This window comes from Intrasporangium chromatireducens Q5-1 (assembly GCF_000576575.1).
In the GTDB taxonomy this organism is placed as follows: Bacteria; Actinomycetota; Actinomycetes; order Actinomycetales; family Dermatophilaceae; genus Intrasporangium_A; species Intrasporangium_A chromatireducens.
Map to the genome: position 1 here is coordinate 1 of NZ_AWQS01000090.1, position 15,253 is coordinate 15,253.

Annotated in this window: 12 protein-coding genes; 8 read left to right on the forward strand and 4 right to left on the reverse strand. The window is 70.7% G+C overall.

Annotated elements, in window-relative coordinates; genetic code table 11:
- Nucleotides 1-277: 277 nt before the first annotated feature.
- The 3 genes from N864_RS11805 to N864_RS11815 are packed head-to-tail and all read right to left on the reverse strand — an operon-like array spanning nt 278 to nt 5,264.
- Nucleotides 278-1,501: a metal-dependent hydrolase family protein gene (locus tag N864_RS11805; RefSeq protein ID WP_034716880.1), complete on the reverse strand. Its 1,224-nt coding sequence runs from the start codon at nt 1,499-1,501 to the stop codon at nt 278-280.
- A complete protein-coding gene (locus tag N864_RS11810; protein ID WP_034716882.1) occupies nt 1,498-3,213 on the reverse strand; it encodes a hydantoinase B/oxoprolinase family protein in 1,716 nt (571 codons plus the stop codon). The genes N864_RS11805 and N864_RS11810 overlap by 4 nt, the downstream gene beginning before the upstream one ends.
- The gene (locus N864_RS11815; protein WP_051518496.1) at nt 3,210-5,264 is read right to left on the reverse strand and encodes a hydantoinase/oxoprolinase family protein; all 2,055 of its coding nucleotides are present in this window, start codon (nt 5,262-5,264) and stop codon (nt 3,210-3,212) included. The genes N864_RS11810 and N864_RS11815 overlap by 4 nt, the downstream gene beginning before the upstream one ends.
- A 208-nt stretch (nt 5,265-5,472) precedes the next feature.
- Here N864_RS11815 and N864_RS11820 point away from each other — a divergent pair, with 208 nt between their 5' ends.
- From N864_RS11820 to N864_RS11850, 8 genes are all read left to right on the forward strand, one after another.
- A complete protein-coding gene (locus tag N864_RS11820; RefSeq protein WP_205620929.1) occupies nt 5,473-6,567 on the forward strand; it encodes a sugar ABC transporter substrate-binding protein in 1,095 nt (364 codons plus the stop codon).
- 139 nt (nt 6,568-6,706) lie between these two features.
- Nucleotides 6,707-7,783, forward strand: coding sequence for a sugar ABC transporter substrate-binding protein (locus N864_RS11825; protein WP_034716886.1), 1,077 nt, complete (start codon nt 6,707-6,709; stop codon nt 7,781-7,783).
- A gap of 68 nt (nt 7,784-7,851) precedes the next feature.
- Complete coding sequence (locus N864_RS25680; protein ID WP_205620930.1) at nt 7,852-8,652, forward strand: ATP-binding cassette domain-containing protein; 801 nt, start codon at nt 7,852-7,854, stop codon at nt 8,650-8,652.
- Nucleotides 8,653-8,661: 9 nt separating this feature from the next.
- On the forward strand, nt 8,662-9,342 hold the full coding sequence (locus tag N864_RS25685) for an ATP-binding cassette domain-containing protein (protein ID WP_205620931.1): 681 nt from the start codon (nt 8,662-8,664) through the stop codon (nt 9,340-9,342).
- Nucleotides 9,339-10,343 carry an ABC transporter permease gene (locus tag N864_RS11835; RefSeq protein WP_034716888.1) on the forward strand — a complete coding sequence of 335 codons (1,005 nt, stop codon included), beginning with the start codon at nt 9,339-9,341 and terminating at the stop codon, nt 10,341-10,343. Before N864_RS25685 ends, N864_RS11835 begins: the two co-directional genes overlap by 4 nt.
- Before the next feature lie 25 nt (nt 10,344-10,368).
- Nucleotides 10,369-11,754, forward strand: a complete 1,386-nt coding sequence (locus N864_RS11840; RefSeq protein ID WP_155892914.1) for a hypothetical protein — start codon at nt 10,369-10,371, stop codon at nt 11,752-11,754.
- A gap of 4 nt (nt 11,755-11,758) precedes the next feature.
- Nucleotides 11,759-12,910 carry a DUF917 domain-containing protein gene (locus tag N864_RS11845; RefSeq protein ID WP_034716892.1) on the forward strand — a complete coding sequence of 384 codons (1,152 nt, stop codon included), beginning with the start codon at nt 11,759-11,761 and terminating at the stop codon, nt 12,908-12,910.
- The gene (locus N864_RS11850; protein ID WP_034716895.1) at nt 12,907-14,487 is read left to right on the forward strand and encodes a PucR family transcriptional regulator; all 1,581 of its coding nucleotides are present in this window, start codon (nt 12,907-12,909) and stop codon (nt 14,485-14,487) included. The genes N864_RS11845 and N864_RS11850 overlap by 4 nt, the downstream gene beginning before the upstream one ends.
- A gap of 2 nt (nt 14,488-14,489) precedes the next feature.
- Here the strand turns inward: N864_RS11850 and N864_RS11855 are convergent.
- Nucleotides 14,490-15,253 (reverse strand): hydantoinase B/oxoprolinase family protein (locus N864_RS11855; protein WP_034716899.1); only part of this gene is annotated, 764 nt, incomplete at its 5' end.

Consider the following 15,253-nt stretch of genomic DNA (forward strand, 5'->3'; position numbering starts at 1 on the left):
GCGATTTAGGGAGACCGCGGGACCCGAGAGGCCCCCAGACCACCACTCGCAACCGGGTCAGTGCCAAGGAAACGACGAGGACCGACAAGGTTGGGGCGTTCTGCATACACGGACGGCCTGCCTGAGGAAGGTTCGCTCCGAGCAGCGCGGGTGAAGGTGAGCCGTCGGGGCGGGTCAAGCTGCGATCCGTGGGCCTCTCGAGACTGTGGACGGCGAGGACCGCCGGCCCCAGATCGGGGATCGACGGCCCTCGCCCTTCGGCATTGGTGACTCCCGGTCAGTGGGGCCCTTGAGCGGGACCGCGGTGGACGACCCGACCGGCCTGCACCACGACGCGCTCCGCCTCGACCGACCAGAGGCACTCGCCGTCCTCGAACGGGTTGCCCTGCACGACAAGCAGATCGGCGATGCCGCCCACCTCGACCCGGCCGAGGTCCGGCCGGCCGATGAGGCGGGCGTTGCGAGAGGTGGCCGAGCGCAGCAGCTCAAGCATCCCGGTGACCTCTGCCTGCAGCCGAAGCCCGTTGAGCTGCTCTGCCTCAAGCACGCCCATCAGGTCGGTGCCGAAGCCGATCGCCACCCCCGCCGCCACCGCGATCTCGATCGCCTCACGTCCGGCCTCGAGGACCTCCCGGTTCTTCTCCCGCGAGACGCGCGCCATCCCAAGGTCCTCGCCACGGCGCTCCATCGCGTCGTAGCAGGCCAGGGTCGGCACCAGGAACGCGTCATGCTCGGCCATGGCAGCCGCAGCCGCCGCGTCGAGCAGGTTGCCGTGCTCGATCGAGCGCACCCCGTTGAGCACGGAATGCACCACGGCCTCCGGCGAGTACGCGTGAGCGGCCACATAGCTCCCGCGCCGGCTCGCCTCCTCGGTGACCGCCCGGATCTCCTCGGCGGAGTACTGCGGCACCCGGATCGGGTCCGTCAGCGAGACGACCCCCCCGGAGGTCATGATCTTGATGGCGTGCGCACCCTGCCGGAACCGCTCGCGCACGGCGACGCGCAACGGGTCCACCCCGTCCACGACCTCGACACCGTGCCCGTCACACGGGCAGACGTCCCAGTGCTGTGGGCGCCCGTCACCGTGCCCACCGGTCTGGCTCAGTGCCGCACCGGTGAACAGGTATCGCGGTGAGGCGATCCACCCCTCGCCGATCGCGCGCGCAATGCCAGCATCGCCGCCCGCCACGTCCCGGATCGTGGTGAAGCCGCGCTGCAAGGCGCTGCGCAGTCGGGTGCTCGCCACGAGCGCGACATAGCTGAGCCGGTTCGCCTCGAGGCCCATCATGTCCAGGCTGATGCCGTAGGCGTGGCAGTGCGCGTCGATCAGGCCCGGCAGCACCGTCCCGCCCCGGGCGTCGATGACCTCGGCCCCGGCCGGGGCGGGCGCACCGATGCTCTCGACACGCCCGTCCCGGACCACCACGGGGCCCTCGGTCAGCTGCGCCGACTCGCCATCGAAGACGGCGGCGTTGACGATCGCCAGAGCGGAGGTGGTCACGCGCGGACCGCCCGCAGCTGGGCAGTCCGCTCCTCGTCGACCGTGAAGGTCGCCGGGTCGACGGACACTCCGTATGCCGCTGCCGCCGCCTCGACGCTGACGAAGCCGTTGCGCACGTCGTGGGCGACGCGCTCGGGCTCCCGGTCGAAGGGGTGACCGTAGCCGCCGCCGCCCCCGGTGTTGTTGACGAGGACGTCGCCCTCCTCGAGGTGGTTGTAGCTGCCGCCCTGGACGACCTCTCGCTCGGTGCCCGGGTTGAGGATGATGTGGTTGTTGTCGCCCTCCAGTCCCTCGCCGATCGGCCACGGCTTCGTCTTCGTCTTGTACACGAGGCAGATGCCCGTGGAAGGAGCGAGGAACCGGTAGGTGCGCCCGACACCCACACCACCGCGGTGGCGACCGGCGCCGCCGCTGTCGGTGCGATAGCCGTACGACTCGATGAACATCGGTGACTTGGTCTCGAGCACCTCGACCGGGTTGTTGCGGCAGCCCGGCTCGGACAGGTGCATGATGCCGTCCTCGCCGTCGCCACCGGCATGGGCACCGAAGCCGACCGCCTCGTTCGTCGCCTCCAGCCAGTTCTCGCCGTTGCGCGGGTTGATGCCGAGGCCCATCATCGAGCTGACATCTCCACCAGATGCCGCCGGCACCAGCTCGGGCATCCCCTTGGCGAGAGCCTTGAGGACGACCTCACCGGCGATCAGGCCCGTCCACAGCGTGAAGGTCGGCATCGGCGGCACGGCATGCATCACCGAGCCCGGCTCGGTGATGAGCCGCAGCGCCCGGAAGTTGCCCGCCACGACAGGCGTCTCGGGCGTCGTCAAGGCCTTGAAGATGAGGCTCGAGAGGGCTTCCGTCAGGCCGAGGGGACAGTTGATCGGCCCCCGCACGTTCTTCTCGCTGCCGGTCCAGTCGATGACCATCTCGTCGTCGGTGATGGTCACGGTGACGTTCATCTTGATGAGCCGGTCGAGGTCCACCCCGTCGTTGTCGACGAAGTCGTACGCGGTCCAGGTCCCCTTGGGCAGCTTGGCCAGCCCCAGCCGGGCCAGCCGGTCGCCGTGGTCGTTGATCGCCTGCATCGCCTCGGCCAGGGTGTCCGCGCCGTACTTCGCGGCGATGGCCTGGGTCCGACGGACGCCGGTGACGCAGGCGGAGACCTGCGCCTGGATGTCACCGATGGTGCGCTCCGGCAGCCGGCTGTTGTAGCGGATGACGTTGAAGATGTCCTCGTTGAGGACGCCCTCCCGGTAGAGCTTGGAGGAGGGGAAGAACAGCCCCTCCTGGTACATGTCGGTCGAGTCGAGGACGTAACCGGGGTCCTTCTGCTTCAGGTCCAGCACGTGGATCCGGCAGGAGGTGAACCCGATCAGCTCCCCCTCGTGGTGGATCGGCGCGAAGACCATCGGGTCCAGGGTGTGCGCCGAGGCCCAGTAGGGGTAGTTGAGGATGAAGACGTCGCCCGGCTTGAACGACTCGATCCCGAGGAACTCGATCGACTTCTTGATGCCGTGGTCGTTGGCGCGGGTGAAGATGGCAATGCCCGGGGCATCCGCAACGACGTCGCCGTGCACGTCGTGGATGCCGATTCCGTAGTCATGGATCTCGTAGACGACGGTGTTGTAGGCCGCCCGGCAGAGATTGCGGGCCATCTCCTCGGCGGCGGCCAACAGGCCGTGCCGGATGATCTCGGTCGTGATGGCGTCGCTCATGAGTGGTTCTCCTCGGTCTTGCCCAGGTGGATGACGAGTTCGCCGTGGGCGCCGACCTCGAGCCGGTCGCCGGCGTGGATGACGGAGGTCGCGGTGTGCTCGGCGACGACAGCCGGTCCCGCGACGACGTCACCCGTGAGCAGCTGCTCGCGGATGTAGAGGGCGTACTGCGCCTTGGGGTCACGGTCGTTGACATAGACCGTCCTCGTGCCGACCGGCGCCGGCTGTCCGTCCGTGCGACGGGGCAGCTCGGGTAGCCGCGGCTTGTCGACCTGACCGATCCCCTGCAGACGCAGGGTGGTCACCTCGAGCGGGTCGGGCATGACATGCCCGTACTGCCGCTCGTGGACCTCGGCGAACGTCGCCTCGATGGTCGGCAGCGGGTCGTCGAGACCCTCCGGGAAGGGGAGCGTCACGGAGTGCTCCTGGCCGGCATAGCGCACGTCGAGCGTACGCACGAGCCTGCTCGCCTCCGGGCCGAAGCCCTCTTCGGCGAGACGCTCACGCGCCTGCTCCTCCATGTCCGCGTAGGCGCGGCTGGTGACCTCCGGCGTCAGCTCCGTGAGGGGCATGACGTTGGTCCGCGCGAAGTCGTGCTGCACGTCGGCCATGAGCATGCCGAAGGCGCAGAACGCGCCTTGGCCCGGCGGCACGATGACGGTCGGGATGTCGAGCTCGCGCGCCACCTCGACGGCCACCAGCCCACCGGCACCGCCGAGCGACAGCAGGGCGAAGTCCTTGGGGTCGCGCCCGAGGTCGACGGTGATCGCCCGAACGGCGCCCATGATCTTGGTGTTGGAGATCTGCACGATGCCACGGGCGAGCGCCGGGATCGAGAGTCCGAGGGCTTCGGCCATGGGCGCCAGTGCCTGCTCGGCCAACGACGCGTCGAGCGTCAGGGTCCCACCGAGGGCCGTGTCCGAGCCGAGATACCCGAGCACGACGGCGGCGTCGGTGAAGGTCGGCTGCGTGCCACCTCGCCCGTAGGAGGCCGGGCCGGGTGCGGCGCCCGCGCTCTGCGGACCGACCTGGAGGGCTCCGGCTCCGTCGAGCCAGGCGATCGAGCCGCCGCCAGCACCGATGGTGTGGATGTAGAGCGAGGGCATGTTGATCGGCATCGCCTCGAACTCCGCGCCCTGGTAGAGGACGGGTTCGTGGTCGAGGACGAGGGATGCGTCCAGGCTCGTCCCGCCCATGTCGATCGTGATCAGGTTGGGCTCGCCGACCAGCTCGGAGAAGGCGACCGCGCCGATCACACCACCGGCCGGGCCCGACAGCACGAGCGAGACCGGCTGCTGGCGAGCCGCCCGCGCCGTCATCGCTCCGCCACCGGACCGGGTCATGAGGAACTTGCCACCGAAGTCCTGGCCCTCCAGCCGCTCCTCCAGCGTCTCGAGGTAGGTGCTGACCAGCGGCTTGATGTAGGCGTCGAGCACGGCCGTGCTCGTGCGCTCGTACTCCCGGTACTCGCGGGACAGCTCGTGCGACAGGGTGACGGCGACACCGGGCGCGTGCTCCTCGAGGACCTGCCGCATCCGCTGCTCGTGCTCCGGGTTGGCGTACGCGTGCAGGAAGGCCACGGCGACGGCCTGGTACCCGCGCTCGGCGACCTCCTTGGCGACCCGGGTCGCGTCCTCGACGTCGAACGGCGTGTGGACGGAGCCGTCGAACCGGCTGCGTTCGGTGACCTCGAAGGTGTCGTAGCGCTCGAGCAGTGCCGCCGGCTTGCGATAGGTGATGTCGTAGTTGACTCGGCGGTCGGTCCGCCCGAGCAGGTACACGTCGCGGAAGCCGCGCGTGCCGATGACCGCCGTGCGTGCGCCCGTGCGCGTCAGCAGGGCGTTGAGGCCGAGCGTCGTGCCGTGCGTGAACATGACGACGTCGTTGATCTTGGCGTCGACCTTGTCGAAGGCGGCGAGGACGCCGGTCGTCGGCGCCTCGGGGGTGGTGGGCACCTTGTCGAAGACGAGCTCTCCACTCGTGGGGTCGAGCCTCACGACGTCGGTGAACGTTCCGCCGACATCGACGGCCACGCGGGTTGTGCGGTCCATGCGCATCCTCCGGGAAGTGGGTGGGCGTGCGTCGCAGATCAGCGAGCAGGGGCGTCGTTGTGACACCGGGCAGGAGTGTGTGCGACAGGTCGCGACGCGGGCGGGTCTGGCCGCACAGGCGAGAGTCGGCGCGGTGTGCGAGGCGCACAACCGACCATGGTGGGCCGCCCGTACTTTCGGGCCAGTCAGAGCGAGGTGCTCTGGCACCGTGACCCTTCCGGAGGCCGACATGAAGCCCTCGTTCCACCGCCTGTCCGCGACCGCCATGGCTGCGGGAGTCCTGCTCACCGCTGCCTGCTCGGTCGGGCCCGCCGGGTCCGCCGCCCCGCCCGCCAGTGGCAGCGGCACCGCCGCCCAGGCCGCGCCCGTGACGGGCCCCGACAGCGTCGCCAAGGTCGACGAGTCCAAGCCCCTTGCCATTGCGTTCTTCGGTTTCGCCCGCGCCAACTCCTTCGCCCAGGCGACCTGGACGGGCATCGAGAGCTACGCCAAGGAGCACAACGCCACCGCGGAGTTCTTCGACCCGAACTTCGACGGGCAGAAGCAGACCAGCCAGATCCAGGATGCCGTGACGTCCGGCCGGTTCAAGGTCTTCATCGTCCAGGCCAACGACGGCACGGCCGTCATCCCACCGATCGAGCAGGCGCTCGCGGCGGGCATCACCGTGGTCGTCGAGTTCACCCCGGTCGGCACGAGGTACGACACGAAGGACCCGCAGGTGCCGGGCACGATCACCCTGGTCGACGTCCCGACCGAGAACGGCAAGCTGCTCGGCGCACTCGGCGTCGAGGCCTGCAAGAAGGCGGCCGCCAACCCCTGCAAGGTCGCCTATCTCGAGGGCTTCAAGACCCTCCCGCTCGACAACGCGCGCACCAGGGCCGTGGTCGACACCCTGAAGGCGGGCGGCGCTCAGGTCGTCGCCTCCGTCGAAGGCGGCTACACCAACGAGTCCGGACGCAAGGCGATGCAGGACGTGCTGCAGTCCCACCCCGACGTCAACGTCGTGATCGGCTCGTCGCAGGCGATCGCCGGCGCCCAGTCGGCGGCCGGCGCCGCCAGCAAGATCCTCTTCGTCGGCAACGGCGGCTCCCGCCAGGCGGTCAAGGCCGTCCAGGACGGACGCTGGTTTGGCACCGTCTGCGCGCCCGAGCGCACCGCCGGGGCCACCGCTGCGGCGCTCGGCCTCGCCAAGGCCCGTGGCGGCGCCGTCCCGCCTGCGACGGGCTACGCCGCCCTGTCGCCCGTCGAGAACAAGTGCACGGCCGACACGGCCTCCAAGGTCCAGGGCGAGTACGACGAGTGAGGCCGCGCCGTGCCGTGTGCACATCACACGGCACGGCCCTTGGTCCCCCGGCACAACCCGCCAGTGGTCGTGAGACGTAGTTTCGCCGCCACCCGAGCCTCCCCCATCCTGCCCCCATCACGCACTGGAGATCCACGCCATGAAGAACCCCTCTCTCGCCGTCGGCGCCGTCCTTGCCGGGGCCGGGCTCCTCCTGACGACGGCCTGCTCGGTCCAGGCGCCGAATGCCGCCGCACCCGCCGGGTCGGCTGCCTCCGGCACGGCGCAGTCGGCGCCGCCGGTCAGCGGCCCCGACTCCGTGGTCAAGGTCGACGAGTCGAAGCAGCTGCATGTCGCCTTCTTCGGCGCTGCCCGCGCCAACTCGTTCGCGCAGGCCGCCTGGCACGGTGTCGAGGGCTATGCCAAGGCCCACAACGCCACCGCCGAGTTCTTCGACGGGGCCTTCGATGCGCAGAAGCAGGTCAGCCAGATGCAGGACGCGATCACGTCCGGTCGCTTCGACGTCTTCGTCGTCTCGGCCAACGACGGCACCGTCGTCATCCCGGCGGTCGAGCAGGCGCTCGCAGCAGGGATCACGGTCGTCGGCCAGTTCGCTCCCATCGGCACGCGCTACGACACCAAGGACCCGCAGGTTCCCGGGCTCATCACGGTCGTCGACGTCCCGACCGAGAACGGCAAGCTCCTCGGCAGCCTGGGGCTGGAGGCGTGCAAGAAGGCCGCCGCAAACCCGTGCAAGGTCGCCTATCTCGAGGGCTTCAAGACCCTGCCGCTCGACAACGCCCGCACCAAGGCCGTCCACGACACGCTCACGGCCGGCGGTGCCCAGGTCGTCGCCTCGGTCGAGGGCGGCTACACCAACGAGGCAGGACGCAAGGCGATGCAGGACGTGCTGCAGTCCCACCCCGACATCAACGTGGTCATCGGGTCCTCACAGGCCATCGCCGGGGCCACCGCGGTCGCCGGCTCTGCCTCCAAGATCGAGTGGGTGTCCAACGGAGGCTCTCGCCAGGCCGTGCAGGCGGTCCGGGACGGCCGTTGGTTCGCCACCGTCTGCACCCCGGAGCAGACGTCCGGAGCGACGGCCACCGCCCTCGGCCTGGCCAAGGCCCGCGGTGGCGCCGTCCCCCAGTCGACCGCCTACGTGCAGCTCTCGCCGGTCGGCCTCAAGTGCACGGCCGACACGGCGTCCAAGGTCGAAGGCCAGTACGACGAATGAGCGCCACGCCGGAGACACGACACGACGCGCGGCCCCCTCGACCGGGGGCAGCCACCACCCCGGAGCCGGTGACGCTCGAGCACGTCTTCAAGAGCTATGGCGGCACCCAGGTGCTGCACGGCATCACGGTCGAGTTCGCTCCCGGCTCAGTGCACGGGCTCGTCGGGGAGAACGGCGCGGGCAAGTCGACCCTCATGAAGATCCTCACGGGCGTCGAGCGGCCGAACGCCGGGCGCATCCTCGTCGGGGGACGTGAGATCTCGGTCAAGTCTCCGGCTGACGCCCTGCACCACCAGCTGAGCATCATCTCCCAGGAGCTGGCGACCGTCCCGGCCCGCACCGTCCTCGAGAACGTCTTCCTCGGGGCCTGGTCGAGCCGGGGTGGGCTGCTCCGGCAGGGGCAGGACCGCCGGCGCTTCACCGAGCTGTGCGAACGGGTCGGCTTCCAGCTCGACCCCGACCGTCAGGTGGGCACGCTCACGATCGCGGAACAGCAGCAGGTCGAGATCCTCCGTGCGGTCTCCCGTGGCTCCCGGCTGATCGTCATGGACGAGCCGACGGCCGTGCTCACCACATCCGAGACCCAGGCGCTGCTGGCGCTGATCCGCCGGCTCGCGGCCGACGGCGTCATCGTCATCCTCGTGTCCCACTTCCTCGAGGAGGTGCTCGCCGTCTGCGACACCGTCACGGTGCTGCGCGACGGCCGTCACATCCTGACCGAACCCGCCGAGCAGCACACCCCGGACAGTCTCGTCGCGGCCATGGCCGGACGGAGCCTGGAGCTGCTCTTCCCCGAGCTGCCGGAGCTCGCCGAGGATGCCCCCGTCGTCCTGGAGGCTCGCGGGCTCTCTCGCGGGCAGGCGGTGTGAGGTGTCGACCTGACGGTCCACCGGGGCGAGATCGTCGGGATCGCCGGTCTCGTCGGCAGCGGGCGGTCCGAGCTGGCCCGCCTCGTCTTCGGCGCGGATCGTCCCGACAGCGGCGAGGTGACCGTGAACGGCAGACGGCCGCGGCCCGGTTCCCCGGCCGCAGGGATGCGCGCGGGGATCGCGATGGTCCCGGAGTCGCGCAAGGACCAAGGCCTGCACCTGACCCAGTCGGTGCGCGACAACGTGACGATGGCGAGCATCTCGCGGATCTCCCGCGGCGGTGTCCGCCGGCCAGGTGCGGAGTCGCGTCTCGCCGCCGACGCGACGGCTCGGCTCGACGTGCGCGGCGCAGACCTGGGCGGTCAGGTGTGGACGCTGTCCGGTGGCAACCAGCAGAAGGTGATGTTCGCGAAGTGGATCGCCCGCAAGCCTGACCTGCTCATCGTCGACGAGCCGACCCGAGGCGTCGACGTGGGCGCCAAGGCGGAGATCCACCGGCTCATCACCGACCTCGCGCGAGCAGGCACCGCGGTGCTGCTCATCTCCTCGGAAGTCGAGGAGGTGCTCGGCCTGTCCCACCGCGTCATCGTGATGCGTCAGGGCCGTGTCAGCGCGAGCTTCACCGCATCCCAGACCAGTCCCGAAGAGGTCCTGGCGGCCGCCTTCGCCGACAAGGAGGTTGTCCGATGACAGACACCACCCCAGCAACCGCTCCCCGCTCGGTCCCGAGCCCGCAAGGACGTCGCGCCGACCGCTCCCGCCTCGTGCGCGACTACGGGATCGTCTTCAGCATCGCCATCCTCGTCGTGCTGCTGTCGATCAGCACCGACACCTTCCTCACAGCCGGCAACCTGCGCAACCTGGTCGACCAGATGGCGGTCGTCGGCATCGTCGCCTGTGGAGCGACCCTCTGCATCATCTCCGGTGTCTTCGACCTCTCGAGCAGCGCCATGCTCGCGGTGAGCGCCATCACCGGTGTCTTCGTCACCCAGTCCTTCGGTGTCGGCGCCGGGTTCCTCGCTGCGATCGTCGTGGGCGGCGTCCTCGGCCTCGTCAACGGCCTCGTCGTCACGGGTATCGGCGTGCACTCGTTCATCGCCACCCTCGCCTCGAGCATCGTCTTCCGGGGCGTGGCCGTGCTCCTGACCGGCGGGTCCATCGTCTACCCCCTCACCAACCAGATGGACTCGTTCCGGGTGCTGAACTACCAGGTGAACCCGGGCGGGCTGACCCTCGCCAGTTGGACCTTCATCGCGGTCCTGGCTGTCACGTGGTTCCTGCTGTCCCGCACGACCTTCGGGCGCGAGCTGTATGCCGTCGGAGGCAACGCCGAGGCGGCGCGGCTCTCGGGCATCAGCGTGGCGCGCGTGCGGATCCTCGCTCTGGTCATCTCGGGGATCACCGCGTCCCTGGCCGGTCTGATCCTCGCCTCCCGCGGTGGGTCCGCCCAGGCGAGCCTCGGCTCTGGACTCGAGCTGACCGCAATCGCCGCAACCGTGGTCGGTGGCACGAGCATCATGGGCGGCGAGGGCGCCATCTGGCGCGCCGGCGCCGGCGTGCTGATCCTCCAGCTGTTCAGCAACGGCTTCAACCTGCTCGGCTGGGACACCACCTACCAGCAGGTCCTCACCGGGGCGCTCATCCTCATTGCGGTCAGCGTCGACCAGGTCCTGAGGCGTCGCCGACGCTGACCCCGCCATGCGCGAGAATGGCACGGTGAGCGGCACCGTGGGAGTCACGATCTCCCCGAGGACGATGACCGTCGCCACGCTCTGCACCACCGAGGACGGCACCTGCGTGCCGTCCTCGGTGGTCCGTGCCGTCGGCCCCGACGAACCGGTGGGCGCCGGGCTGGCGGCAGCCCTCGACGAAATGCAGCCGGCCCCGTCTCGCGTCGTCGCGGACATCGGTCCCGTCCTCGACCACTGGGTCACCCAGCTCTCGCCGGGCGGGGCATCGCCATCTCCCATCGGCAAGGTCACCGTGGTCAGGGTCTCGCCGACGCCCGTCACGGTCGCCACACCGTTCGACGGGTGGCCAGAACGACTGGGCCACCAGGTCGATGGTGGCTGGGTCCACCTCGCCGGAGGGGTCGACCTGCACGGTGGCCGCGTCATCCCGGAGGACACCTCGGCGATCGACGACGCGATCCGGCTGGCCGAGCGCAGAGGCTCGGCCGCGATCTGCGTCAGCGGCATGGGTGCCCTGCTCGACAGCGAGGTGGAGCACCGTGTCGCCGAGCACCTGCTGAGGGCAGCGCCCGGGTGTCGGGTCGTCCTCGCACACGAGACCGGCGGCCGGCGGTTCCTCGAACGCGAGAGGTCCGCCATCCTGGCTGCCTCCCTCCTGCCGGCCACGTCGGCCCTGCTCGACGACCTGGAGACCGGAGCCGCACGTGCCGGGTGTTCGCTGTCCCTGGTGGGCGCCGACGGTGCCCGCCTCGGCGTCGAGGATGCCCGCGCGCTGCCGACCCGTCTCCTCGGCAGCACGAACGGTCTGGTCGCGCAGGGAGCAGCGGCAGTCGCTGGCGTCCCGACCGCCGTCATCGTCGTGTGGGTCGGCGACCATGCACGTCTGCTGACCATCGAACAGGGGGTCCTGCGCGCCCGGACGATGCGCCGTTCGGCCCGGCTCGGTGACCTGCGGTTCAGCCAGCGCCACGCCGTCGAGTCCATCCTGAAGGGTCCGGCAGTCGCTGCCCTGACACGCGACCTCGTCGACGACCGCCCCGTGGTGCTCACCCAGGTCCCCACGGACGACGACGCCGCGGACGGTTTCCAGGCGCTGACCTCGACCTTGGCCGCTCAGCTGCCGCACGCGCACATGGTCAGGCAGGAGGCGGCGACCCTGGCCGCTCTGGGGGCCCGCGCCTCACTGCCACAGTCCGAGATCGTCAGGTATGCCGTCGTGTCCGGGCGGGACGAGGTGGAGCAGGTGCGCCACTTCCTCCTGCAGATCGCCCAAGGGCGTGTCCTCGCTGCTGCGGACGGACCGGTCGAGCTGCGCACCATCGCCGACCACTACTCGCCCCTGTCCTTCCTGACCGCCGGTCCGGTCCTCCTGCGGGCACATGTCGTCGGCTTCCCGACCGACGCAGGCTGAGCCGATGGCCATCGAACGATCCAGTGGCTCCGCCCCGGGCCACGACGGCGACCGGTCACGGGAGGCGGTGACCGCCCTGACGGTCGACCACCTTGACGCCCTGCTCTCCGGCTCCCAGCTCGGGGTGCTCACCGCCGCCAGCACCTTCACCGGAGCTCTCGAGGGCTGGATCGAGCGACTCCTCGCCGAACGCGGCCCGATCCCCCTCATCCCCCCGGACGAGGTCTCCGTGCGGTTTGGTCCGCACGCTCACGCCTGCACGGTCGGCCTCGTCGGCTCCCTCGCAGCGCTCTATGAGCTCCCACTTCGGGGCGACGAGCCGGTCCTCGCGGTCCGCCAGCTCGAACACCTCCTCGGGACCCGGATGGAGGCAGTGGCCCCGCTCAACGCCTCCGGGATCAACGCCTTCCTCGCCGTGGCCGCGGCGTGCCTGCTCGAGCTGCCCCTCATCGACGTGGACGGCCAGGGCCAGGTGCTGCCTCTGATCGACCAGTCGACCTATGCGCTCGGTGGGTTGAATCCCGCTCCCCTGGTCGGCGTGGGTCCCTGGGCCGACATCGTGACCGTCCAGTCACCGCTACGCCGCGGTGAGCCGGTGGAGCGCTCCGCCCTCACCGGCGCGGGAGGGTGGCTGCTCACGGCCCTCTATCCCGCACCAGCCGTCGCGCTGGCGGCGGCCGGCATCCCGGGAAGCGTCTCTCGCTGCCTCGCCGCGGGCGCCACCCTCCGCTCGGGGCGGGGCCAGCTCGCTCCCCGCCTCGCCCAACAGCTCGGAGGACGGATGATCGGACGCGGACGAGTGCTCGAGATCAGCCAGCATGCCGAGCCCGGGGCCCCCAAGGACCAGCCAGCAGGACCCGTGTCGATCCGGCTCGCCAAGTCTGGTTCCGCCGGCGCCGAGATCACGCTCGAGGTCCGCAACGAGGCGGTGCTCGCGCTCGTGGACGGCACCATCGCGGGTTCAGCCCCCGACGTCATCTGCCTGCTGGACCCACTGCGGGGTCGCACGGTCGACCTGCTCGACCTGCAGGAGGGCGACACCGTGGACGTCCTGCTGCTGCCCGCGCACGAGAGGTGGCACACCCCGGCCGGTATCGCCCGGGCGGGCCCGGGCGCCTTCGGGCTCAAGGTGCCCTACCGAGGAGGGCTGCGATGAACGACCTCCGACAGGGCGGTCCGGTCGGCGAGAGCATCACCCTGGCCGAACTGCTGCGCACGGAGCCCATGCGGGCCGTGCAGCTGCACGCGCTCGCCGGACTCGACCGGGTGGTCGACGAGGTGCGTCTGGTCGACGACGTCGAACAGGTGCGTGCGGCCCGGCCGGGCACCCTCGTCGTCCTCCAGCACGGGATCGCCCGGACGGCTTGGTCGACGGCGATCGCGGTCCGCTATGCCTGGGAGCGCAACGTCCGCGCCGTCATCTGCGAGCTCGACATGGTCGCCGCCCCATCCGTCATCAGTCTCGCCGAGCGCCTGTCGGTGCCGCTCGGCATACACGGCGGCGACCTGGCGGCCCTCGCCCTCGAGCTGTCGGCCATCGTCGCCTACCCCGAGGCGAGCCGGGCCCGCCTCGTCGCCAGATGTGCCGAGCTCGTAGCCCAGCAGTACGACGTCGACTCCATCCTTGCCGTCGTGCAGTCGGAGCTGCCGGGCGTCCAGGTCACCCTGCACACACCACCCCGGCACACCGAGGGACAAGCCACTGCGGCACCGGAGCCGTCGATCCGCGTGCCCATGGGACGGCTCGACGTGCGACAGGGTCGGGAACTGCTGGCCACCCTCGAGCGTGGTTCGGTGGCCTGGGCACGCACCGTCCACGCCGTCCTCGAGATCGCCCGCGCGCAGATCATCGCCTGCGAGGCCGCTGCCCAGATCGGACTGGCACAGCGACGCCAGCTCGAGGAATGGACCCTGAGGCAGCTTGTCGAGCCGGGGCCCCGCGGCGGAGGCCATCCGGGCTGGAGGGAACAGCTCGCTCCTGCAGGACCGGGCGGGCAGCTCCACCGTCCCGAGGCGCGCGCCGCAGCGGAGCGACTGGGTTGGCGGCTCGGACCGCGGGTCATCGCGGGCAGCATCGTCCCCCTCGACACGGACATGCCGGTGGACGATGACCTCGACCTGACCCTCGCCGCCGCGTGGCCCCAGGGACTCGACCTGGCCGGGCCCGTCCGGCACGGCGAGGGGTGGGGGGTCTGGATCAGCTTCGAGGACGAGCTCGAGACGGGGTCACCTGAGCAGGCCCGGACCCTGGAGCGACGGGCGCTGCGCACCCTGTCGGCGACCCTCCAGCGGTGCCTCGAGCAGGTCTCCATCGGGATCACCCTGCTCGCCGGGGTCGGCACACCGGTCGGTGCCGACGGGCTGGCGACGTCGCTGCGCCACGCCGAGCTGGCCGCGCGTGCGGCCCGCGACCGCCCCGGGCAGCCACCCCAGTCCTTCACCGACCTGGGGGCACGGGCCTTTCTCGCTGCGGTCGACGGTCCGGCCCTACGCGAGCTCGCTCTCGAAACACTCGCCCCCCTCGCCTCGGTCGAGGACGGCATCGTGCTCGCCCAGACCCTGGGCGCCTACCTCGACTGCGGCGGCTCGACCGGTCGCGCCGCGGAGCTGCTCGGAGTGCACCGCAACACCGTGACGGGGCGGATCGACCGGATCCGGCGGCTCGGGGTCGACATCGAGGCTCCCGGCACCCGGCTCGGCATCCACATGGCCGCCCACCTGCTCGGTCGCTGAGCTCAGCCCCCGCCACCCGCACCGACCCTGCGCAGCCGTTCGGTGCCGGCGTGGTCGACCTCGAAGGTCTGCGGATCGACACGGACACCGTAGGCGGACGCCGCGGCTGCGACGCTGACGAAGCCGTTGCGCACGTCGTGGGCGACGCGCTCGGGCTCCCGGTCGAACGGATCGCCGTAGCCGCCGCCACCGCCGGTGTTGTTGACGAGCACGTCACCGGTGTGCAGCCGGTTGTAGCCGCCTGCCTGCCGGCTCTCGCGCTCCGTGCCGGGGTTGAGGACGATGTGGTTGGGGTCACCGGGCCTGCCCCCCGCAATCGGCCACGGCGCGGATTTCGTCTTGTACACCAAGCAGATTCCCGCGGCATCCGCCTCGAACCGATAGGCCCGCCCGACACCTACACCACCGCGGTGGCGACCGGCGCCGCCGCTGTCGGTGCGATAGCCGTACGACTCGATGAACATCGGTGACTTGGTCTCGAGCACCTCGACCGGGTTGTTGCGGCAGCCCGGCTCGGACAGGTGCATGATGCCGTCCTCGCCGTCGCCACCGGCATGGGCACCGAAGCCGACCGCCTCGTTCGTCGCCTCCAGCCAGCTCGCTCCGGTGCGGGGGTTGACCCCGACGCCCATCATCGAGCTCACGTCGCCTCCGGAACACGCCGGCACGAGCTCAGGCATCCCCTTGGCGAGAGCCTTGAGCACCACCTCGCCCCCGAGCAGGCCCGTCCACTGGGTGAAGGTCGGCATCGGCGGCACGGCATGCA

Coding starts and splice junctions, on each gene's coding strand:
- N864_RS11810 (WP_034716882.1), bottom strand. CDS start 3,213: ATGAGCGACGCCATCACGACCGAGATCATCCGGCACGGCCTGTTGGCC.
- N864_RS11815 (WP_051518496.1), bottom strand. CDS start 5,264: ATGGACCGCACAACCCGCGTGGCCGTCGATGTCGGCGGAACGTTCACC.
- N864_RS11825 (WP_034716886.1), top strand. CDS start 6,707: ATGAAGAACCCCTCTCTCGCCGTCGGCGCCGTCCTTGCCGGGGCCGGG.
- N864_RS11835 (WP_034716888.1), top strand. CDS start 9,339: ATGACAGACACCACCCCAGCAACCGCTCCCCGCTCGGTCCCGAGCCCG.
- N864_RS11845 (WP_034716892.1), top strand. CDS start 11,759: ATGGCCATCGAACGATCCAGTGGCTCCGCCCCGGGCCACGACGGCGAC.
- N864_RS11850 (WP_034716895.1), top strand. CDS start 12,907: ATGAACGACCTCCGACAGGGCGGTCCGGTCGGCGAGAGCATCACCCTG.